24 protein-coding genes are annotated in these 18,972 nt (G+C 39.0%); all 24 read right to left on the bottom strand.

Annotation, left to right across the window (positions count from 1 at the left end):
* Window positions 1-223: 223 nt before the first annotated feature.
* The 24 genes from B7723_RS03025 to recR all read right to left on the bottom strand — a co-directional run bounded on the left by B7723_RS03025 (window position 224) and on the right by recR (window position 18,971).
* Window positions 224-1,018, bottom strand: a complete 795-nt coding sequence (locus B7723_RS03025) for a DivIVA domain-containing protein (protein WP_049505662.1) — start codon at window positions 1,016-1,018, stop codon at window positions 224-226.
* A gap of 16 nt (window positions 1,019-1,034) precedes the next feature.
* On the bottom strand, window positions 1,035-1,289 hold the full coding sequence (locus B7723_RS03020; RefSeq protein ID WP_000028987.1) for a DivIVA domain-containing protein: 255 nt from the start codon (window positions 1,287-1,289) through the stop codon (window positions 1,035-1,037).
* A gap of 8 nt (window positions 1,290-1,297) precedes the next feature.
* Window positions 1,298-2,089, bottom strand: coding sequence for a YlmH family RNA-binding protein (locus tag B7723_RS03015; protein ID WP_071851240.1), 792 nt, complete (start codon window positions 2,087-2,089; stop codon window positions 1,298-1,300).
* Entirely contained in the window at window positions 2,086-2,346 is a 261-nt protein-coding gene (locus tag B7723_RS03010; protein ID WP_000576500.1) for a YggT family protein, read from the bottom strand. The genes B7723_RS03015 and B7723_RS03010 overlap by 4 nt, the downstream gene beginning before the upstream one ends.
* The gene (locus tag B7723_RS03005) at window positions 2,346-2,876 is read right to left on the bottom strand and encodes a cell division protein SepF (protein WP_000053370.1); all 531 of its coding nucleotides are present in this window, start codon (window positions 2,874-2,876) and stop codon (window positions 2,346-2,348) included. Before B7723_RS03005 ends, B7723_RS03010 begins: the two co-directional genes overlap by 1 nt.
* Before the next feature lie 9 nt (window positions 2,877-2,885).
* A complete protein-coding gene (locus B7723_RS03000; protein WP_001049616.1) occupies window positions 2,886-3,557 on the bottom strand; it encodes a YggS family pyridoxal phosphate-dependent enzyme in 672 nt (223 codons plus the stop codon).
* Between the two features lie 3 nt (window positions 3,558-3,560).
* Window positions 3,561-4,817, bottom strand: coding sequence for a cell division protein FtsZ (gene ftsZ / locus B7723_RS02995; protein WP_000144261.1), 1,257 nt, complete (start codon window positions 4,815-4,817; stop codon window positions 3,561-3,563).
* A gap of 16 nt (window positions 4,818-4,833) precedes the next feature.
* Window positions 4,834-6,204, bottom strand: coding sequence for a cell division protein FtsA (gene ftsA / locus B7723_RS02990; RefSeq protein WP_000196345.1), 1,371 nt, complete (start codon window positions 6,202-6,204; stop codon window positions 4,834-4,836).
* A gap of 236 nt (window positions 6,205-6,440) precedes the next feature.
* A complete protein-coding gene (locus tag B7723_RS02985; protein WP_049505658.1) occupies window positions 6,441-7,145 on the bottom strand; it encodes a YwaF family protein in 705 nt (234 codons plus the stop codon).
* Between the two features lie 196 nt (window positions 7,146-7,341).
* Window positions 7,342-7,953, bottom strand: coding sequence for an NUDIX hydrolase N-terminal domain-containing protein (locus B7723_RS02980; RefSeq protein WP_049501410.1), 612 nt, complete (start codon window positions 7,951-7,953; stop codon window positions 7,342-7,344).
* Window positions 7,940-9,313 (bottom strand): UDP-N-acetylmuramoyl-tripeptide--D-alanyl-D-alanine ligase, encoded by a 1,374-nt coding sequence (locus tag B7723_RS02975; protein WP_084849200.1) that lies wholly within the window; start codon window positions 9,311-9,313, stop codon window positions 7,940-7,942. Before B7723_RS02975 ends, B7723_RS02980 begins: the two co-directional genes overlap by 14 nt.
* Before the next feature lie 84 nt (window positions 9,314-9,397).
* Window positions 9,398-10,441 (bottom strand): D-alanine--D-alanine ligase, encoded by a 1,044-nt coding sequence (locus B7723_RS02970; protein WP_084849201.1) that lies wholly within the window; start codon window positions 10,439-10,441, stop codon window positions 9,398-9,400.
* 105 nt (window positions 10,442-10,546) lie between these two features.
* Window positions 10,547-10,684, bottom strand: a complete 138-nt coding sequence (locus B7723_RS10460) for a hypothetical protein (protein WP_158084816.1) — start codon at window positions 10,682-10,684, stop codon at window positions 10,547-10,549.
* 55 nt (window positions 10,685-10,739) lie between these two features.
* The gene (locus B7723_RS02965; RefSeq protein ID WP_084849202.1) at window positions 10,740-11,372 is read right to left on the bottom strand and encodes a hypothetical protein; all 633 of its coding nucleotides are present in this window, start codon (window positions 11,370-11,372) and stop codon (window positions 10,740-10,742) included.
* Between the two features lie 372 nt (window positions 11,373-11,744).
* Complete coding sequence (locus tag B7723_RS02960) at window positions 11,745-12,371, bottom strand: TipC family immunity protein (protein ID WP_084849203.1); 627 nt, start codon at window positions 12,369-12,371, stop codon at window positions 11,745-11,747.
* 179 nt (window positions 12,372-12,550) lie between these two features.
* Window positions 12,551-13,078 (bottom strand): thiol-disulfide isomerase, encoded by a 528-nt coding sequence (locus tag B7723_RS02955; protein ID WP_084849204.1) that lies wholly within the window; start codon window positions 13,076-13,078, stop codon window positions 12,551-12,553.
* A gap of 85 nt (window positions 13,079-13,163) precedes the next feature.
* Window positions 13,164-13,691 (bottom strand): thiol-disulfide isomerase, encoded by a 528-nt coding sequence (locus tag B7723_RS02950; protein WP_084849205.1) that lies wholly within the window; start codon window positions 13,689-13,691, stop codon window positions 13,164-13,166.
* An 82-nt stretch (window positions 13,692-13,773) separates the two neighbouring features.
* Complete coding sequence (locus B7723_RS02945; protein ID WP_084849206.1) at window positions 13,774-14,277, bottom strand: hypothetical protein; 504 nt, start codon at window positions 14,275-14,277, stop codon at window positions 13,774-13,776.
* Entirely contained in the window at window positions 14,274-15,185 is a 912-nt protein-coding gene (locus B7723_RS02940; protein ID WP_142357990.1) for a polymorphic toxin type 44 domain-containing protein, read from the bottom strand. The genes B7723_RS02945 and B7723_RS02940 overlap by 4 nt, the downstream gene beginning before the upstream one ends.
* 62 nt (window positions 15,186-15,247) lie before the next feature.
* Window positions 15,248-15,781: a hypothetical protein gene (locus B7723_RS02935; RefSeq protein ID WP_193431854.1), complete on the bottom strand. Its 534-nt coding sequence runs from the start codon at window positions 15,779-15,781 to the stop codon at window positions 15,248-15,250.
* A gap of 1 nt (window position 15,782) precedes the next feature.
* A complete protein-coding gene (locus tag B7723_RS10455) occupies window positions 15,783-17,447 on the bottom strand; it encodes a polymorphic toxin type 44 domain-containing protein (RefSeq protein WP_142357991.1) in 1,665 nt (554 codons plus the stop codon).
* Window positions 17,438-17,809: a hypothetical protein gene (locus B7723_RS02920; RefSeq protein ID WP_239831234.1), complete on the bottom strand. Its 372-nt coding sequence runs from the start codon at window positions 17,807-17,809 to the stop codon at window positions 17,438-17,440. The genes B7723_RS10455 and B7723_RS02920 overlap by 10 nt, the downstream gene beginning before the upstream one ends.
* A complete protein-coding gene (locus tag B7723_RS02915) occupies window positions 17,797-18,072 on the bottom strand; it encodes a hypothetical protein (RefSeq protein ID WP_000509002.1) in 276 nt (91 codons plus the stop codon). The genes B7723_RS02920 and B7723_RS02915 overlap by 13 nt, the downstream gene beginning before the upstream one ends.
* 302 nt (window positions 18,073-18,374) lie before the next feature.
* Complete coding sequence (gene recR / locus B7723_RS02910; protein WP_000966754.1) at window positions 18,375-18,971, bottom strand: recombination mediator RecR; 597 nt, start codon at window positions 18,969-18,971, stop codon at window positions 18,375-18,377.
* Window position 18,972 lies beyond the last annotated feature (1 nt).

The raw sequence follows: 18,972 nt of genomic DNA, 5'->3' as shown, positions 1-18,972 counted from the left end.
ATAAAAACCACGATTCGCAAAAAGGACGAAAATCGTGGTACCACCTTTGTTCGAAAAAAGACAGGGTCTCTTTTCCTCTTTTCCCGTAACGTGGGGGACGTCTAGTCTTACTGCTTTCGGACTGGATTGCTTGAGAGGATAATCTAACCACTAGGGATTGCAGGACTCTCACCATCTCCCGCTCGCTGAAAATATAGTTGGTTGGATCTTGTTCTCACATTTTTTATAGGATAAGAACAGATTCTTTGTTTGCATCGTTCTCAGTTGCCGCAGTAGCTTCTACTTCAACTGACTCTTCATGCTGGACAATTTCTTCTGTCTGTTGATTTTGTTGGGCTTCAAACTCAGCTAATTCTTTATTGCCAGCCTCGATACGAGCTTGCAACTCTGCTACCTCTTCTGGAGTGAATTGACGAGTCATATCAATAGGCTCTTCCTCTGGTTGTAAAGATACAGTTTCACCAAGAACTTCACCCACCACTTCTTTAAAGGCTTCATCACTTGTCTGAAGGTAAGTAGCTGTTGGGCGAAGAATATCTTCCCAATCAGATGACTCAACAATTGCTAACTGACTTTCAATCGTAGATTTGAGGCGTTGATGGAATACACGGCTCTTATTCTTCAACTCTTCTGTCTCAACAGCCACTCTCTTCGCATTATCTGTTGCCTGACGGAGAATTTCATTTGCCTTGTATTTCGCTTCTTCAAGCAAACGCTGAGCATCTTGTTCAGCTTGTTGAATAATATTGTTTGAACGTTCTTGAGCAGCTTGTTTAACACGCTCAGCTGTATCTTGGGCAATCAAAACTGACTGACTCAAGGAATCCTTCATCTCATCAAAGTAAGACAAACGTTCTTCCAAACTCTTGATGTGTGTCTCTTTATCGTGATTGCTACGAACCAAGTCTTCATAGTCACGAACAACGATATCCAGAAATTCATCTACTTCTTCTGGGTCAAAACCTCTAAATCTTGTACCAAAGGTTTTATCTTTAATTTCTAATGATGTAATTGGCATACTTTTCCTCACTTACTTAATAAAAAATAGAATCATTAATTGCTTCTGGTTCTTGCTCGCTTGTTACTGTTCTCTTAGGAATATCATTCGTATAATAGGAAAGACATTCTTCTAGTTTTTTGATATAGAGTTCAGTTTCATCTTTGTATCGAATCATCTCCTCTAATTCAAAGTAAATCTTATCTAGAAAGAGGTCAACTTCTTCCTGATTGTAGCCTCTGAATGTTCTTGAGAAAGCTTTATCACTTATTTCTTGTGGTGTAATCGACATATTTTTTCTCACTTGCTTAAAAGTAGCCGGACTGTTAGTTTTTTCTTATCCTTTTTGGTCTGACCATTGTCTTTGACAACTTTCAAACGACCAAACTTTCTCACACTGATCAAATCTCCAACTGCGATCTGGTAATCAGATTTTTCAACCACATGATAATTTACCTGGACAGATTTTTTCTCAATCAGTTGACTAGTTTGATTTCTAGATAATTTCAAGGCACTTGATAAGAGGGCATCCAATCGAAAACTCGAAACTAAAATTTCTCGTTCTCTATAATCAATTTTAGACAAAATCCTATCGGTAAAAGGACGTTCCTCCAGCGATACAGGAAGTCTGCCAATCTTTCTTATTCCATCCTGAAAAAGAGGAATGAAATCACGATTGACAAAAATCTGTGCTCTCTTTTCATCTACCAAGATATCACCAAATAATTTACGGTCAATTCCTAGTTGGTTGATAATTGTTCCCAATATTTTTCCATGACTCAGTTGCTCAAACTTACTCGGATAGCAAATTTCCAACAAGGCCATTTCAAAGTCTGATATCTCCGGTTCAAAGTAATCTGGATAGAGAAGAACTCGAACCGACTCTGTCGGAAGAAAATCACCACTACTTTGGCAACCCAGTCCATATGTCCCAGCTAGCACCCTCAAGATCTGTTCCTGATGGGGATTGATAAATGGAGTAAGCACCGGTGCATAGGTATCTTCTACCCGCTTGATCCACTCTAATCCCTTATCAATAAAGGGAATATCATCTTGAGAAAAATGCTGATAAATGGCTCGATTTACTGTCATAGTAATAGGACTAGTCGTGTTAAGATATTTCCAACAAACTGAATCAGAATCAGCGCTGCCCAAACCGTAAAATCAAGACCAGCAAATTGTAGATTGAGCTTACGAAGGGGCTCAATAACTGGACGAGCAAGTCTGATAACTAGGCGACCTAGCTGGCTTTCATAGGCATTTGGAAACCATGAAAGAAGAGCAAATGCAACGAGAATGATGGAATAAATGCTGACCGCATTTTGGATTAAACGAATTAAGAAAATCATTATCTTGCTCTATTTCGTTTAATATCAAAACCAAACTCAGCGCTTTGTGATTCATCTGGAAGTTTGATATCTTCAATATTCACGATAACGTTGACAGGAGTCAATAGATACATCGTACTCGCAACTTTTTTCATATTTCCAGCCAAGACATGACGGGCTCCATCCAAGTAATCAAGGCAACGACGGGCTTGTACTTCTGTCATGTATTGGAAATCAATCAAAATACTTTCATTTCCAGCCAACAAATCTACAATTTCAGTTGCATCTTCATATTTTCTTGGATAGCGAACGTCAATTGTCACTTTCTCATCTGAACGATGGCTTTGCATTGCCAATTCTTGCTGACGCGCATGAAGACGAGTAATATTTGCATCTTTTGCTGATCCTGACTGAGCAGGTGCTGGTAATTCTTTAGAAGTTGAGATGGCTGGGCTAACTGTTTCCTCTTGTTGAGTCTGGTAGTTAGTCGTTTCTTCTCCGTCTTCTGTAAAATAATCTATAAATTTATCGAATCTATCTTTTAAAGACATAGCTCTCTCCTATTTAAAAAATGCTGTACCGATTCGAACAAAGGTTGAGCCGAACTGAATCGCTTCCTTAAAATCACGACTCATTCCCATGCTTAGCTCTGTCATCGGCATATTAGGGATTTGTTTTTCTCTAATTTCTGCTTGCAGAGCCTGCGTATCCTTGAAAATTTCTTTCAATTCATCACTGTCTGCCTCAAAAGGAGCCATGGTCATTAAACCAACATACTCAATCTGATCTAACTTAGCCAATTCTGGCAAAAGTTCTAGCAATTCTTCTTTTGAAAATCCATGCTTGCTTTCTTCCCCAGAAATATTGACCTGCAAGAAACACTTGATGACATGATCTGTTCTCTTTTGAATTTCCTGGGCTAACTTTAGGGAGTCTAAAGCATGAAAGTAATCCACATATGGGATTACTTCTTTCACTTTCCGTCTCTGTAGTGTTCCTATTAAATGCCAAGTAACTGGGTAATCTTTCAAGGCCTGATATTTTTCTAAAAATTTATCAACTCGATTTTCACCTATATGACGGACACCAAGCGGAAGCAAGGCTTCCGCTGTTTGTACATCTACATACTTTGTCACTGCGATTACTGAAACAGCATCTAGAGCACGGTTGGCTTCTTGACTAGCATCAGCTATTTGCTGAAAAACTAATTCAGTATTTTTTTTCAAATTCATTGATTAACGATTTTTGAAGAATGGAGGTGTATCCAATTCATCTTCATCTTGTGAAACTGGTGTTTCGAAGCGTTCTACTGGTGAAACAACTGGATCTGTTTGACGAACAATCGACTCACGACGCAAGTCCCAGTCTCCAAAAGCAGACGCTTGGTTTGTTTCAAAGCGACGAGGGCTTGATTTAGGCAATTCTGCTGTCTCTTCCAAGTCGAATTGACGGTCAAATGTGTGTGCTTGTGGCGCTTTAGTTGATGGACGTCCAACTGGTTGGTTGTTACGAGCTCCAACTACTTTTTCCACGCGCTCTTGACGAACACCTGTCGCTACAACTGTAACACGGATTTCATCCTTCATGCTTTCGTCAATTGATGTTCCAAGCCAGATGTTTACACCTTGGCCAGCTGCTTGGTTGACAATTTCTGAAGCTTCTTCTGCTTCAATCAAGGTCAAGTCAAGACCACCAGTAACGTTGACGATGACATCCTCAGCACCATCGATAGTTGTTTCAAGAAGTGGAGAGTAAATTGCTTTACGAGCCGCTTCAACAACGCGTTCTTCACCACTACCGATACCGATACCCATAAGGGCATTCCCTTTGTTGGCCATTACAGTTTTCACGTCAGCAAAGTCAAGGTTAATCAATCCTGGGTTCGTGATCAAGTCAGTGATCCCTTGAACACCTTGGCGAAGAACGTTATCTGCTTCGCTAAGAGCTTCAAGAAGTGGCGTTTTCTTATCAACAATTTCAAGTAAGTTGTTATTAGAGATAATCAATAAAGTATCAACATGCTCGCGAAGTTCGTTGATTCCTTCTACAGCGTACTGACCACGTTTGCTTCCTTCAAATCCGAAAGGACGTGTCACGACACCAACTGTAAGAGCACCAAGATCTTTAGCGATACGTGCAATAACAGGGGCTGCACCTGTACCAGATCCACCACCCATACCTGCAGTGATAAAGACCATGTCTGCTCCAGTGATAGCTTCCGTCAAAGCTTCTTCACTTTCTTCTGCAGCTTTACGTCCAACTTCTGGACGACCTCCAGCACCCAAACCACGAGTCAATTTAGGACCAAGTTGGATAACTGTTTCTGCTTTCGTACTGCTAAGGGCTTGTACATCAGTGTTGGCTGCGATAAATTCTACACCAGCAACACCTTCGTCAACCATGCGGTTAATGGCGTTACCACCACCACCACCGACACCAATTACCTTAATAACTGCGCCTTGAGCTGCTGCTGTATCAAATGAAAATGTCATAATTTCTTATCCTCTTTTATTCATCAAACATGCTTCCGATCAAACCACGGAAACGTTCTGTTAGCTTCGGTTTACTTTGAGAACTTGCTTGGAATTCTTCCTTCGGAGCAACTGGAGCTTCCTGCACAGTTTCAGCTGGAGCTGCTTGTGCTGGACTTGGTTGCGCTACTGGATTCAAACGTTGATTTGGAATGCCAAAGTTAATTGGTTTTTGACGAAGGAATTCATCTCCTTTAACTGCTTTTTGTGCAAGAAGATTGACTTCTGTCAATTTACCAGCAAACTCAGACAAGCTAATCACATGTGCAAATGCAGGGTTGCGAATTCCAACTTGATTTGGTACATAAAGTTTTACTCGAACACCAAATACTTCTTGGGCTAATTCAACAATTCCTGGCAAAATTGCATTTCCACCGATAAGGACGATACCTCCTGGCAAATCTAACAAGTGTCTTCTTTCCAACTCTTGTTTGATTTGGTCAAAGATATGTTTGATGCGTGCTGAGATAATTTCTGCCAAGTAGCTTTCTGTTACTTCAACAGGTTCTACTTCACCAATTACTTCAACTTGGAAAGTTTCGTTACTTGCAAGTGGAACGTAAGCTTCACCATAGTTCAGTTTCAAACTTTCTGCAATTTTTTGAGATGTTTTCAAGACTTTAGAAATGTCTTTAGTAACGTAATCTCCACCTTCTTGGTAGATGTTAGTGAACTGCAATTCTTGGTTGCGGATAGTCGCCACAGTAGTCTGACCTCCACCCATATCAATAACAGTTGCACCAAATTCGCGTTCGCCTTCATTGAGAACGGAGTTCACAATTGCCAAAGGTGAAATAATCACATTATCAACATGGATACCCACACGCTCAACTGTCTTGCGAAGATTGTGTAGAATCGTACGAGGACCTGTGTAAAGCAGACCACGCATTTCCAAGCGGACACCCATCATACCACGAGGGTCACGGATGCCTTGGAATCCATCCACGATGAATTCTTCTGGAATAAAGGTAATCACTTCACGGTCAGGAGTCATGCTCTTTGTCAAAGCTGATTTGACAACATTTTCAACATCTTGATCTGTGATTTCTTTGGTGTCTGAAGTTACAGGAATCATTCCTTGTGTTGGTTCAACCTGCAAGAGGTTTGCTGGAAGGCCAACGTTGACAGATTTAATAGAAATACCAGCTTTCTCTTCTGCCTGTGTGATTGCAGATTTGATTGCTGAAGCAGCTGCTTCAATATCAACAATAATTCCGTCTTTTACACCTTTACTTTTGGCATTACTAACACCAATTACATTTACTTCGCCATCTCTATGCTCAGCTACTAGCACTTTAATCGAGCTAGTTCCGATATCTAAGCCTGTAAAAAAACCATCTCTAGTCATTACATCGCATCCTCTCTGTCTTCCAAGTTTCTCACTTCTATTTAATAACTATGTTTGGGCATAGCTATTCAAAGAATATTATAACACAAAAAATCCAATCGTGCTTAGTTTTTGATAAAATTCCTGCATGTTTTTTGAGAAAATTCTAGAAAAATTCTTCTTCTAAGAGATTTCTTGAAGTTAATGTTCACAATTTCCTTTTTGTTTCTTAAAAACCCAAAAAAGAGAAGATCATTTTAGATCTTCTCTTGAATAAATTCTTCCGATTTTTGTTGTAAAAAATTTTCTACTAATTTCCCTGTTAAGCGAATTGCTATCACGATAACAGTCGAAACAATGAGATAATTTAAGGGCTGGCCGAAGCTTCCAACAAGTGGTGGTTTGTTTAAAAATCCATAATCTCCACCTACAACTAAGTTGACAACCCATATCAAGCCATTTAAGGCGAAAGTAATCACCACCACATTCTTCAAATCGAGAAGGGAAGGTTGATAGTTTCTAAACAAGTATAGGAGCGCATTTCCTAAAAGGGCAACATGTCCGATAATGAAGGACAAAATGGTCACGTGTGGAAATGGGTAGGGATCAAAGAGTGGGTAAGCCAGTGCTGCTGTTGCTCCAAAAGTTCCTAAAAGGGCAAAGTACCGTTTGTACTTGGATGTCCCTGGAATTAAGAGCATCACAAACATGGCGATACGGCAATGATAGAAGGGCAAACTTTCTGACAGAGGCATGAGATTTCCCCAATACCAGCTATACAGAACAATCAGTTGAACAGACTGAAGAATCTGAATAAAACGCTGGTAAGCAACTTTGTCGCGAAAGCGATAAGAAGCATAGAAAGTAAGAGCCAATAAACATAACAAACCAATGTACCAGTGAAGTTCAAACTGGGGCGGTTCTGATATCTGTGTGGTAAATAATTTATCCCACAAATTCATATTCTATTCCTCGTTCATCTAGCTAGAGGCAGTAAAAAATTCACTTTCTCCAGCTTTTAAATTTTTTGAAAAAACTTGATTCTATGACATGCATAGAACACTTGCGTCTTAAATTCGCAACCTATTATATCATTTGTATTGCAGAAATGCACCTTGCAGACACCCTTTTTTGATTTGTCAACTTCTCTAGCATAAACTAATCAACATATTGGTCTCTTTGTCCTTTATAAACTTGCCAGAGAATCTCCATTTGGTCCTTGGTGATGCGTTTTTCAGATAAGACTGGCAATTGGTCAATGGCAAAAAATTGAAGGTCAGCAATTTCTTGATTCTCTTGAAATTGTCCATCAAGAAGCTTACATTCAAAGACAAACTTTGCATATTGTTTGCTCTGCAGTTGGAAACGATTGGTATCAAAAACTGCAAGTAACCTTTCAGCTTTTGCTGTAAAGCCGGTTTCTTCTTCAATTTCTTTAAGAATATTTTCGGTTGGAGAATAGCCAACTTCACCAAAACCACCTGGCAAAGCCCAACTATCCTCTCCTTTTCCTCTAACTAAACAGACTTTTTCATCCTCAACAATCCAAGCACGGACGTCCATCAGAGGAGTTGCATAAGCGGACGTTGGTTTCAAGACTTCTGCCACTTCTTCTGCATCGAGGTCTGATACCTGATTCAACATTTCAGATAACAGGATTCGCAAGTCCTCGTAGCGCTCACGGTCGAAAGGATCTTTTGTAAAAGTTAATCCAGTATCCGTAATGGCTAGCATTCTTTGCAGATACTTGGTAAAATCACTTGCATTCATTTTCTAAACTTTCTACCAACTTGGCTAGATTCATGGAGTTAGAGCCTTTAAGCAAAATTTGGTCATTGGCACCGAGGCTTTCCTTGACTTGCTTGACAAGGTCTTCAAATTGGTCCTCGTCAGCTGTTTTCTTAAAATAGAAAACGTGGCCGATTGGAAACATTTGACTGGCAAGTTGTGCCAATTCGGCAATGTCTTCTCCATAGAAAATAACGGTATCCAGCACATCTGGCGATAGGCTCAAAATCATCTGGTTATGGAGCTGAACAGACTGGTCACCAAGTTCCTTCATGTCTGCTAAGACTGCGATTTTCTTGCCCCCTTCATTAGCTGGAATGGCAGAGAATGTCTCCAAAATCAACTTCATAGCAGTTGGATTGGCATTGTATACGTCAGACAGAATATCTGCTCCATTGGCTGCCTTCTTCCACTCAGTACGATTGCGGGTCAATTCTAGGTTCTGAAAGGCCTGACGAATTTGCTCCTCTGAGACTCCTTCTTGGAGAGCTACATAAGCAGCTATCATGGCATTGGTAGCGTTGTACTTACCAGTTACTGGCAAATCAAGGGCTTGCTCCAAGAAATTGGCCTTAAAGGTCAGACTGTCCTTACGTTCAACCAAGTCGGTAATTTCCAACACTGCTCCTTGACCAAAACGAACCACCTTTTTATCAGTAGGCAAGTAGTCCTCTACAATAGGGTCAGCTGGTGCCAAGAGCAAAGAACCTGATGCCATACCGTCTGCAATTTGCATCTTCCCTTTAGCAATCTCCGAACGGTCTTTGAAAAAGGCCAAATGGGCTTCTCCAACCAAGGTCACGATGGCTGTCTTAGGATGAGCCAATTCAGACAAGAGATGGATATCACCCAAGTGATCCTGCCCCATCTCCAAGACCAACTTTTCTGTCCCCTCAGGCATATGGATAACCGTGTAGGGAAGTCCTATCTCGTTATTGTAATTGCCTTGTGTCTTGTAGGTCTTGTAGGTCGTTGACAATAAATGCGCCAACATATCCTTGGTCGTTGTCTTGCCATTTGAACCTGTGACAGCAAAGACATCAACAGCCGTTTTTTCAAGATAGTAAGCTGCGAGGGTTTGAAAGGCAGACAACACGTCGTCTACTAGAATGTAGGGATAACCTTCTACTTCCTTCTCAGAGAGGGTTACTGCTGCACCATTTTCAAAAGCCGTTTCGATAAAGTCATGACCATCACGCGCACCTTTAAGTGGCACAAACAAATCACCTGGTCCAATCAAACGACTGTCAAACTCAGCTTTTTCTAACTGAACGTCCGCAAAAAGACTAACATCATTTTTAGCTCTAACAGCTTGGGCAATTTCATGGATCGTTAATTTCATTTCTACTCCTTTAAAAAGGGTTGAAGTCCAAGAACTCTAGTCACCATGCAGTGATAGTTCCGGCTTCTACCCTCTCTTTCATTTTTATAGCAAATGCGCTTCGCGCTTGTCAAAACTTTGCTTAGCAAGGTCAACCAAACGCTCGATTAGTTCTGGGTAGCTGATTCCCATATTGTCCCAAAGTAGTGGATACATAGACCACTGGGTAAAACCTGGCATGGTGTTAAGCTCGTTTAGGAAAATCTCGCCCTTATCTGTATAGAAGAAATCACAACGAGACAGACCGAGGCCACCGATTGCACGGAAGGCTGTTTCTGCATTATGACGCATGACAGCTGCCACATCATCACTAATCTTGGCTGGGATGTCCATGGTAATCTTGTTGTCAATATATTTGGCATCATAGTCATAAAAGGCAACATCCTTGACCACTTCACCTGGCAAAGTGCTCTTCACATCGTAGTTGCCCAAGAGACCAACCTCGATTTCACGCGCATTCACCCCTTGCTCTACCAAGACACGGCTGTCATATTGGAAGGCAAGCTCCAAAGCCTGGCGGAGTTCCTCATGGTTTTCAGACTTAGAAATACCGACACTTGAACCCATGTTTGACGGCTTAGTGAAGACTGGATAAGTCAATTTTTCTTCAACTTCAGCTATTTTAGCAGTCACATCATCACCTTCGACGATGGCCACATAAGGAACTTGAGCAATTCCGACAGATTCTAGAACTCGCTTGGTCGTAATTTTATCCATGGCAAGACTAGATGACAAGATATTACAGCCGACATAAGGCATTTTCAAAACTTCTAAAAATCCTTGAACAGAACCATCTTCTCCCATCGGACCATGAAGGACTGGAAAGACGACTGCACCTTCTTCGTAGATAGCACTTGGTGCGATTTTCTTGTCCCAGTCAATAGTCGCATTAGTCATGAGACGATCCTCTTGACCTGGAGTCTGGCTAAATTCTTGCGTTTTGATAAAGTCACCTGACTGGCTGATAAAGAATGTCTTGACTGTGAAACGGTCGTAGTTGACCGCGCGCATGACACTCTCAGCTGAAAGGACAGAGACCTCACGCTCTGCACTACGCCCACCATATAAAAGAATAATCGTTTGTTTCATATTATTTGTTCCAATTCTAATAGAATACTCGTTCTTTAGTATATCATATTTGCTTCTTTTTTAAAACTTGTATATAAAAAAGCCCCTCATTTGAGAGCTGAAATGTTACCGATCCACCACTTGAGCTTCAAAGTAAGCTGGTTTGTCGTCTACATTGGTGATGGTGATCGTGTAGGACTTGTTATTGGTTACATAAAAAACTTTCTCCCCTTGGTAGCTGACAACAATCCCATTCTTTACCAAATGAATATCTGTTTGATTGTTTGGAAGCTCTTTATCATCGTACCTTTTTGGAGCTCTATCTATTCTGCAAAATTTCGTTCTCTTTCCTTTGTCTACGCTGACCCGACCACTTGATAAACTGCAACAATACTATCATACGAAGAATCAAATAGACCAAACGAAGGATTTTCATCTTTCCAAGAGCTGATAAGAAGGTTTTCCTTGCATTCCCCACTTCTTGAACTAACTGTTCAACCGTCTTACCTGTTTCCTCTTTAATAGCAACTGCATTCTTTGAAATCAAATAATAATTTTGTTCTAATCTGCTGATATAGGCTTTGGAAATTGGCTCGTCTAAGAAAAAATATACTCTATCAGCATACTCATCCTGAGACAGCGTATAGTAAACTTCAGCTTCACTCTCCCATTTTTTAGGAAAACTAGTTATTCTAATATTTCCATAGTCTAAATGCATCATTCCAACTAAAACCTCATTAGTCCATTCTTCCGCATAGTGGTATAATTTCATTTTCTTATCTACCATTGGCCAAACCATAACATACCGACTATGCATGAATTCCTTAGTTAATGCAGAGTTACTTGCCAAACTGATCGCACCAATCTCATATACTGACCAAATAAGAACTACGAGCATTAAGACAGCTTGAGTTGGTTTGTTTTTATAATAGTTTTTCATTTTATTTAACATTTTGCTCTCCGATAGAAGGATTGGGTTTATCTAAATCTTTTTTTGAAATTTTGACTAGTATTCACCACTAGATCCTCTCTTGCATATTCGAAAGAAATAAGCTGATTGTCACTTTCAAAGCAAATAAGTCTTCTTTACCAAACAATTACAACGGCAGAGGTCTAGTTTACGGTTCTTAAATCTACCGATCCACCACTTGAGCTTCAAAGTGCGCCGGTTTGTCGTCTACATTGGTGATGGTGATAGTATAGGGAGTTTCTTTCGTCACACCAAAAGAAGGCAAACCAAAGCTATCGAATACAATAAAATATTCTTTAGAACTCTGTCATGGCAACCTGCCTTTATAAAACTATTACCTCGCCGTTCCGTTTGTTATTCGGTTCTCCATATATCCTTAACTGTCACTTCTCCCCAATTATCTGGGATAAAACGACTAGCATATATGGAAGTCCAGTCTGCCAAGACTTTGTGACGGAGTATTTCATCTGCTTCCCTGCGAATCTCATCGGCAGTCTTTCCATGCTCCGTTAGAAAGGCTTCTACTTGAGACTGATGATAATATCTCACGCTTTTCTCATCGTGATACCACATAAATCGTTCTAATTGCTGATTGTTTACATCGTACAGGTAATCTACATTTATGGTTGTCTCTGTATCTGGCAGTCTCAAACGCATCTCTATCCCAACTTTCGTCATCTCCTGAAATCCAAAATAAAAATAATAACCTAGAGATTGAATAGTATTTGGTAAATCTACACTTTTATAATCAATAGAATGAATAGAAATTTCTTGAGAATCGTTGTCCACAAATTTTAAACTTTTTAACTTATAAAAAGCTCGTCCTTTCCAGAGAAATGTATAATTGTGATAATCACTTTCTTCGTAGTATATTTCATCAAAAATATTATGAACTCTCTGATATTTATAGTACTGAAAACCAGAGAAAGATAATAATAGAACTATTAGCAACGAAAAAATTACAAATTTTCTCTTCTTCATCTAATCACCTCATCTCTGTCAACTCTTGATTACCTGTTTCAATATTTCGAATGAAATTATCAATACTTGGGTAATTTTTTTGTAGCTCATCTACGGTATCTTTTTCTAGTAAAATCCCTCAACACCTCTCGTTGTTCATACAGCATTGTGTTGAGCAAGAAGCTTCTTTCTCTGGTAAACTATCCATACAAAGTCTGATACATCGTTTCCATGAAATCCTCAAGCTCTTTTTGAACAATTTTTAATAGTCGTTCTTCTTCAGCTTGGGGGATAGTCACACTCTCTTTTATATTTTTTTCATTTATTTGAAAATAGGCGCTAGAAACTAAATCAAAGTTCTTATCCAATTCATAGAGTACACTAGTTATTTTACCATCTATCTCTATTCTAAGATAAGCAGTAACCCCATTCCGTCCCGGATTTGAGATATTCAAATCGATGTCTCCTTTTATCTCTATGGAGTCAATTCCTCCATCCAAGCGAATAGCTCCATCGGGAGGAACGACATAGCCCGCTTTACGGATGTCAGGTGCATATTTTTCTGATGCCATCAAATGTTGTAAGACAACTATATTGTCCCTCTCTTCAAAGGAGGTTTTTAATTGCGTATGTTCTTGGTGGTTTTGATACTGAAAATAAAGATTCAAGCTAGTAACTAAAACAATTACAGAACCTATCACGATTAGTATTTTTTTAAGTCCCGACATTTTTTTCACTCCCTCTGTCTAAATAATCATAGAAGTGTTGTTCATACAGCATTGCGTTGAGCAAGCAGCTTCTTTCTCTGGTAAACTATCCATACAAAGTCTGATACATCTTTTTCATGAAGCCATCAATCTCGCTTTGAACAATCTTTAATAGGCGCTCTTCTTCGGATTGAGAGATGTTCACACTCTCTTTTATATTTTTTTCATTAAATTGAAAGTAGCTGCTAGAAACTATATCAAAGTTCTTATCCAATTCATAGAGTACACTAGTTATTTTACCATCTATCTCTATTCTAAAATAAGCAGTAACCCCATTTCGTCCCGGATTTGAGATATCCAAATTGATGTCTCCCTTTATATCTATGGAGTCAATTCCTCCATCCAATCGAATAGCTCCATCAGGAGGAACGACATAGCCTGCTTTTCGGATGTCAGACGCATATCTTTCTGATGCCATTAAATGATGAAGAACTTCAATTCTTTCATTTTTCTCAAAGGCTTCTTTTAAAGTACTAGATTGTCGGAAATGATTGTAAGCAAAATATGAAGGAATTGCTAACAGAAACAAAAAAAATACAATCAACCATTTAAACTGTTTTAATTTATCTGACATTAGTTTCTTCCCCTCTTTCTAAATAATCAAAGAAAGCTTCTTGATTTTTCCTTATTTCTTCATTTGACTTTTCTAGTTTCTTCTATTCACCTGTCACCTGCGCTTCAAATCTAATATCTCTGTCTGAAATATTCGTTATTTTTATTTGTTTTGAGTTTGGAATCTCAAATTCCCAAGATTCTTTATATTGAAGAACTAAACCTTTTTCCGATAAATATATACTATTATTTGTATCGTTTTCTTTTATTTTTGTTGGGATATTACTTGACGATGAGTAGATTTCGCTAATTTCTTGCTTCAAAACATCATAGTTAGTCCCTAAAAGGCTTCCTTCTCCTTTCTGCCACCATGAGGTTTTACCAGATAATTCTAATTTCCCACCAGAAATCTTAGATAGATATAATTTGGGGGAGAATTCTTTTTGTTTTGATGTCGGAACTTTTAAAACTATCGAATCACCTGGTTTCAAGGTATAACTCGCATTTTTGAAGTACAAATAAATACAACATATAAACATAATTGTTACAACAACCGCTCCTGAACATCCTAGATTCCATTTATTAAGTTGTTTTCTCTTGTTGTTCACTTTTTATTCTCCTCATATGAATTTTTACCATCTTGGATCGCAGAAGCATCTCCTTCATTATCACCAAAATTCCCATTTGATTTATTTTTGAAAAATTTAACAACATCTTTATCTGATGTCAATTGAGCTAAAGCTGCATAATTTTTGATCTGCTCATCTTCCATTACTAAATATCCTTTTGCTACATATCCAAACAGATAGTTCCCTAAATAATCATCTCTTAAGTTACCTTCCCACTTACGTGACCAAAGTGAAAATTCAAGTTCATCATTATAATTTCTACTCTTTAAGTCTAAAGGTTTTCCAGTATTTACCAAATTTACAAAATCAGTAAGGTCAATACCAACCTGTGTCAAATCTGCTGAATTTATCATTATATCATCTCCAGGACTTTTCCATACTTTTCTACCTTCGTTAATTAGATAGTTTCTTTGTTTCATGTCTCCTTCATGAATAGATAGAATATCATCAGCTAGATTATTAGATACTTCCTTTATATCTATCCCTGATTTTTTTAATTCTACATTAAGATTATACTCAATAGTATCTCTTATCTTGCTATCAACATCCTTCCAATCTTTATCTTTTGTTAACTCCTTTCTCTTCCTCCAGTATTCTTCAAAAGCTTCTTTATTATTATAAAATAGATAATCTTCATAAGTTTTCACAATTAGTTCAGCTTTTTTATTCAAATCTCCATTACTATTTTTAATTTTCTCAACTTTTTCCTTAAGTTTCTCTGGATTAGCTCTATTGGTAGCCTCCGCTTTCAATTTTTCTATTACAACTTTAGGAAATTGTATTTGAGGATGGTGATGTACATAAGATTCTAAAATTTGAAACTCCTTATCGCTAAGTTCTTTTCCATTTTCCAACTTGTCTAAAATACTTTGATACTCTTTATGCAAATCTTTGGGCAGTCGGTCTGTAACTTGATTGCTAAGTTCTAAGTTGTTGCCAATGCTTTACCTTACTTATCCACCACCTGAGCTTCAAACTTAGCCGGTTTATTGTCTACATTGGTGATGGTAATAGTGTAGGGTTTGTTATTCGTGACATCAAAAATTTTTTCTCCTTGATACTGAATAATTAAATTTGATTTTTCTATATAAATATCAGCTAAATCACTATTTTCTACATAAGATTCAGTCAATTCTCCCGACTCATCTCTGACCCATTTGAACACATTCTGCTTACTTAAATCATAATGCAACTCACTACCACTTACAGACCAATACTCTCTGCCATTTAACTCTAGTTTATTTTTATCAGTTTTCTTTAGAATTAACTCTGAATAATATTCCACATCCTGTATCCGAGGATTGACCGTTAGGCTGATCGACTGTCCAGGTTGTAGGGTATATTTACCATAGTTTAAAATTGCCTGAACGTACCAGACAACAAACAGACTATACAGAACGCCAATAATAATCCTTGAACGCCTACTTTTAAAACAGCGCAAAAGTAGGATTAAAGAAATGATAAATACTAATGAAGTGAACATGTTAGTTATTTCCTCCCTTATAAGCATCCGCGCCGTCTTGAATTGCAGCGGCATCACCAAAATTATCCCCATACTGACCTTGCAATAGACTCAGATCGTATTTTATATCTGCGCCTACTACAAAATATTTATCAAACTTCAAATAATCCGAGAATTGTTGTGCCTTTCCTGCACCATATTTTAAATAGTCATCGCTTGATTCTAGATATCCTTTTCCAACATAGCCAAAGAGGTAATTTCCCATGTAGTCTGATTTCATCCCTTCTTCCCATTGGCGACCCCAAACTGAAAATGGGTAATCATCTCGATAAACTCGGTTTTTAAGGTCAAGCGGCTGATTAGTATTGACTAAATCAATAAAGGTAGCATTATCCCCCAATTTTGTTCCAATTGGAGTAGAAAAATCTGTTACGCCATTGTCTCCTGGACTCTTCCAGAACTCTCTTCCTTTTTGGATTAATTCTGATCTCTTCTCATCTTCCATTTTTTTAACATCTAAAACATCATCCCCAAGTTGCTGGGCTATTTCTTTTACATTAATTCTAGAGTTTGATAAAGAATCATTGAATTCCTTTTCAATTTTTTCTTTCTTCTTAATCATATTTGGATCCTTACTCGTCCAATCATCATCCATCGCCTTTCGTTTCTTCCAATACTCATCAAAAGCAGCTCTATTATTGTAAAACAGATAATCTTCATAAGCTTTGACGATTAGGTTTGCTTTTTCGGTCGAAGTTTTATCACTCTTTTTGATTTTCTCAACCTTTTCCTGTAGTTTCTCTAGATTAGCTCTGTTAGCTGCTTCTGTCGTCAGCTTGTTGGTGACAATTTCTGGTAACTGAACTTTTGGATAACGTCGAGCATAAGATTCTAGAGTTTCAAATTCCTTATCACTCAGCTCTTTGCCCTTTTCCAACTTGTCTAAAATACTTTGATACTCTTTATGTAAGTCTTTGGTTTTCTTAGAAGAATCATATTTTGCACTCTCAATCTTCACATCCTTCATCTTCTGTACCCAGCTCATGTCCACACCGTCTGCATAGTAGTTGCCATCACTGTCGACAATGATTTTACTTAGTTGAGTAGCTCCTTGAATCGCTAGGCCAAGGACTTCTAGGCTATCGCTGAAATACTGGGAAACCTGTGAGACAAAAAATTCTAGTTTTTCAATCTTGTCTTCCAAATCCTGAATACCTGACTCGATTTGAGATTTGGTATTGTAGAGGATGGTCTTCTCAGAGAAAGCTTTTCCCCAATTGAGACTAAAGAGGTCTTTGATTTGATTTAGCCAGTTCTCCCTCGCTTGAATCTGAGTTTCTACGATAGCTAACTGCTCTTCCCTCAGCTTTTTCAGTTCCTTGAGCTGGTCTAGATCCAAATCACCATATCCAGAGACCTGAGCATCTGCATTTTTGTAGGAGGTCAACTCTAGTTGGATATCATCTATCGCTGCTTGTAACTTCTTGATGCTGGGGATGATAATCTCTGTGAAGAGACCCTTCCCAGCTGTGTAGGCTGCTCCTGTCAGCTCACCTGAGTCTAAAGAGGAAATCAGGTGGTCACATCCACTAGATAAGCGGTCCGTGACTTCATTTGCGACTTGGAGGTTGTTAGTCATGGCTTGAATCAATTCTTGGGATTCTTGTGCGCTGTATTTTACTCCCATGGTAGCCGATTCCTTTCCGATATCAGTTCTTCTCTGGCTTCATCGAAAGTTCGACGAGCCTTCTTCGTTTGTTTTCCCAATTCATCCAGTTCCTCTTCTACATAGGAGTTGACCTGTCGTTGAATGGTTCTATTTTCACTTTCGATTTGCTCTATCACTTGACGAGAACTGGGTGAGAGAGCCAATAGAGTCGCCATACGATGGTGGATGCTCTGGATTTCTGAGTGAAAGTGAGTTAGCTGCTGTTCATATTGTCTTTTTAGAGTCTGAAGACTTTCTTCTTTATCGTCAATCTTGACAATTTCTCTCCAAAGTTTGTAGCGTTTTTCTTCGTTCTTATCTGCCATTTTTAATGTTCCCACCTCTTAGCCTGCTCTACATCGCGTTTTTCAATCTTATGAGCAATTTCTGGAAACTTATTTGCTTGGGTCAAAACAGCCGAGCTGAAATCACTGACCGCCTGAAGCATTTGATTGCAGGCCTGACGTCCAGCTTCCATCCCAGCAATTTCAGAAGTATATGAAAATTCTACTTGCTGATTTTGCTTCTTGCTCGTGTCATACCCAACCAATTCATTAATAGCTGCCTCTGCTGCTATCGTGCTAGATTTTATCTTTCCACCCATATTTCAAACTCCCTTTATTTATTATATATTGACCATATCATAACACAAAAATAGTACGATTTCAAAACAAACCCTAGGGGCAAGTACGCTCATCTCCTTAGAGTAAACTCTATCGCTCGGTGAATGAGTTTGACAGAGACGACACTAGTCATTTTGGAAACCCGTTTTCTGATGCCTTATAGTTTGAGTGGTCTTATTAGCAAGGCTTGTTCACCTCTCGTGAGAAACAGAAAAAGACAAGCCCTAGAAAAATTCCTAGGGCTCGTCTTATGTGTCAAAATGAGCTATGTTCTTACTGACTCCTACAACTCTGTCCGATTTTCAATGGCTCGTAAGAGTGTGACTTCGTCCGCATACTCGATATCAGCTCCCACGGCTAGACCTCGTGCTAGGCGAGTGACCTTGATACCAGCTGGTTTGAGGAGACGAGAGAGATACATTGATGTCGCTTCTCCATCCGCTGTCGCATTGGTTGCCACGATCACCTCTGAAACCTCACTATCCATGAGACGGGTCATGAGACTCTTGAGGTTGATATCGTCTGGGCTGATGCCATTCATAGGAGAAATGAGGCCGTGCAAGACATGATAGAGTCCATGGTATTCTTGGATATTTTCCATAGCAGCCACATCGCGACTATCCTCTAACACCAAGATGGTTGTCTGGTCTCGAGTCGGATCCGTACAGATTGAGCAAGGGTCATCATCCGTCAGGCGACCACAGATGGAACAATAGGTCAATTCCCGTTTAGCAGACAGGAGATTCTTGGCAAATTCATTGACATCATCATCAGACATTCCAATGGTATAGAAGGCTAGGCGGGTAGCCGTTTTGATTCCGATACCTGGTAACTTTGAATAGCTATCAATCAGCTTGGCAATAGGTGTTGGATACAGCATA

The organism is Streptococcus oralis subsp. oralis, from assembly GCF_002096435.1.
GTDB classification, from domain to species: Bacteria; Bacillota; Bacilli; order Lactobacillales; family Streptococcaceae; genus Streptococcus; species Streptococcus oralis_AA.
The sequence above is the reverse complement of the archived record's forward strand: the minus strand, read 5'-3'. Positions and strand labels throughout refer to the sequence as shown.

What these genes read in the sequence shown, in the direction of transcription:
- B7723_RS10455 (WP_142357991.1), bottom strand. Translation starts at nt 17,447, where the DNA reads ATGGGAGTAAAATACAGCGCACAAGAATCCCAAGAATTGATTCAAGCC.
- B7723_RS03020 (WP_000028987.1), bottom strand. Translation starts at nt 1,289, where the DNA reads ATGTCGATTACACCACAAGAAATAAGTGATAAAGCTTTCTCAAGAACA.
- B7723_RS02980 (WP_049501410.1), bottom strand. Translation starts at nt 7,953, where the DNA reads ATGAATGCAAGTGATTTTACCAAGTATCTGCAAAGAATGCTAGCCATT.
- B7723_RS02965 (WP_084849202.1), bottom strand. Translation starts at nt 11,372, where the DNA reads ATGTTAAATAAAATGAAAAACTATTATAAAAACAAACCAACTCAAGCT.
- B7723_RS02970 (WP_084849201.1), bottom strand. Translation starts at nt 10,441, where the DNA reads ATGAAACAAACGATTATTCTTTTATATGGTGGGCGTAGTGCAGAGCGT.
- B7723_RS02975 (WP_084849200.1), bottom strand. Translation starts at nt 9,313, where the DNA reads ATGAAATTAACGATCCATGAAATTGCCCAAGCTGTTAGAGCTAAAAAT.
- ftsZ (WP_000144261.1), bottom strand. Translation starts at nt 4,817, where the DNA reads ATGACATTTTCATTTGATACAGCAGCAGCTCAAGGCGCAGTTATTAAG.
- B7723_RS02985 (WP_049505658.1), bottom strand. Translation starts at nt 7,145, where the DNA reads ATGAATTTGTGGGATAAATTATTTACCACACAGATATCAGAACCGCCC.
- B7723_RS03005 (WP_000053370.1), bottom strand. Translation starts at nt 2,876, where the DNA reads ATGTCTTTAAAAGATAGATTCGATAAATTTATAGATTATTTTACAGAA.
- recR (WP_000966754.1), bottom strand. Translation starts at nt 18,971, where the DNA reads ATGCTGTATCCAACACCTATTGCCAAGCTGATTGATAGCTATTCAAAG.
- B7723_RS02950 (WP_084849205.1), bottom strand. Translation starts at nt 13,691, where the DNA reads ATGTCAGATAAATTAAAACAGTTTAAATGGTTGATTGTATTTTTTTTG.
- B7723_RS03000 (WP_001049616.1), bottom strand. Translation starts at nt 3,557, where the DNA reads ATGAATTTGAAAAAAAATACTGAATTAGTTTTTCAGCAAATAGCTGAT.
- B7723_RS02915 (WP_000509002.1), bottom strand. Translation starts at nt 18,072, where the DNA reads ATGGGTGGAAAGATAAAATCTAGCACGATAGCAGCAGAGGCAGCTATT.
- B7723_RS02960 (WP_084849203.1), bottom strand. Translation starts at nt 12,371, where the DNA reads ATGAAGAAGAGAAAATTTGTAATTTTTTCGTTGCTAATAGTTCTATTA.
- B7723_RS03015 (WP_071851240.1), bottom strand. Translation starts at nt 2,089, where the DNA reads ATGACAGTAAATCGAGCCATTTATCAGCATTTTTCTCAAGATGATATT.
- B7723_RS03025 (WP_049505662.1), bottom strand. Translation starts at nt 1,018, where the DNA reads ATGCCAATTACATCATTAGAAATTAAAGATAAAACCTTTGGTACAAGA.
- B7723_RS02935 (WP_193431854.1), bottom strand. Translation starts at nt 15,781, where the DNA reads ATGTTCACTTCATTAGTATTTATCATTTCTTTAATCCTACTTTTGCGC.
- B7723_RS02955 (WP_084849204.1), bottom strand. Translation starts at nt 13,078, where the DNA reads ATGTCGGGACTTAAAAAAATACTAATCGTGATAGGTTCTGTAATTGTT.
- ftsA (WP_000196345.1), bottom strand. Translation starts at nt 6,204, where the DNA reads ATGACTAGAGATGGTTTTTTTACAGGCTTAGATATCGGAACTAGCTCG.
- B7723_RS03010 (WP_000576500.1), bottom strand. Translation starts at nt 2,346, where the DNA reads ATGATTTTCTTAATTCGTTTAATCCAAAATGCGGTCAGCATTTATTCC.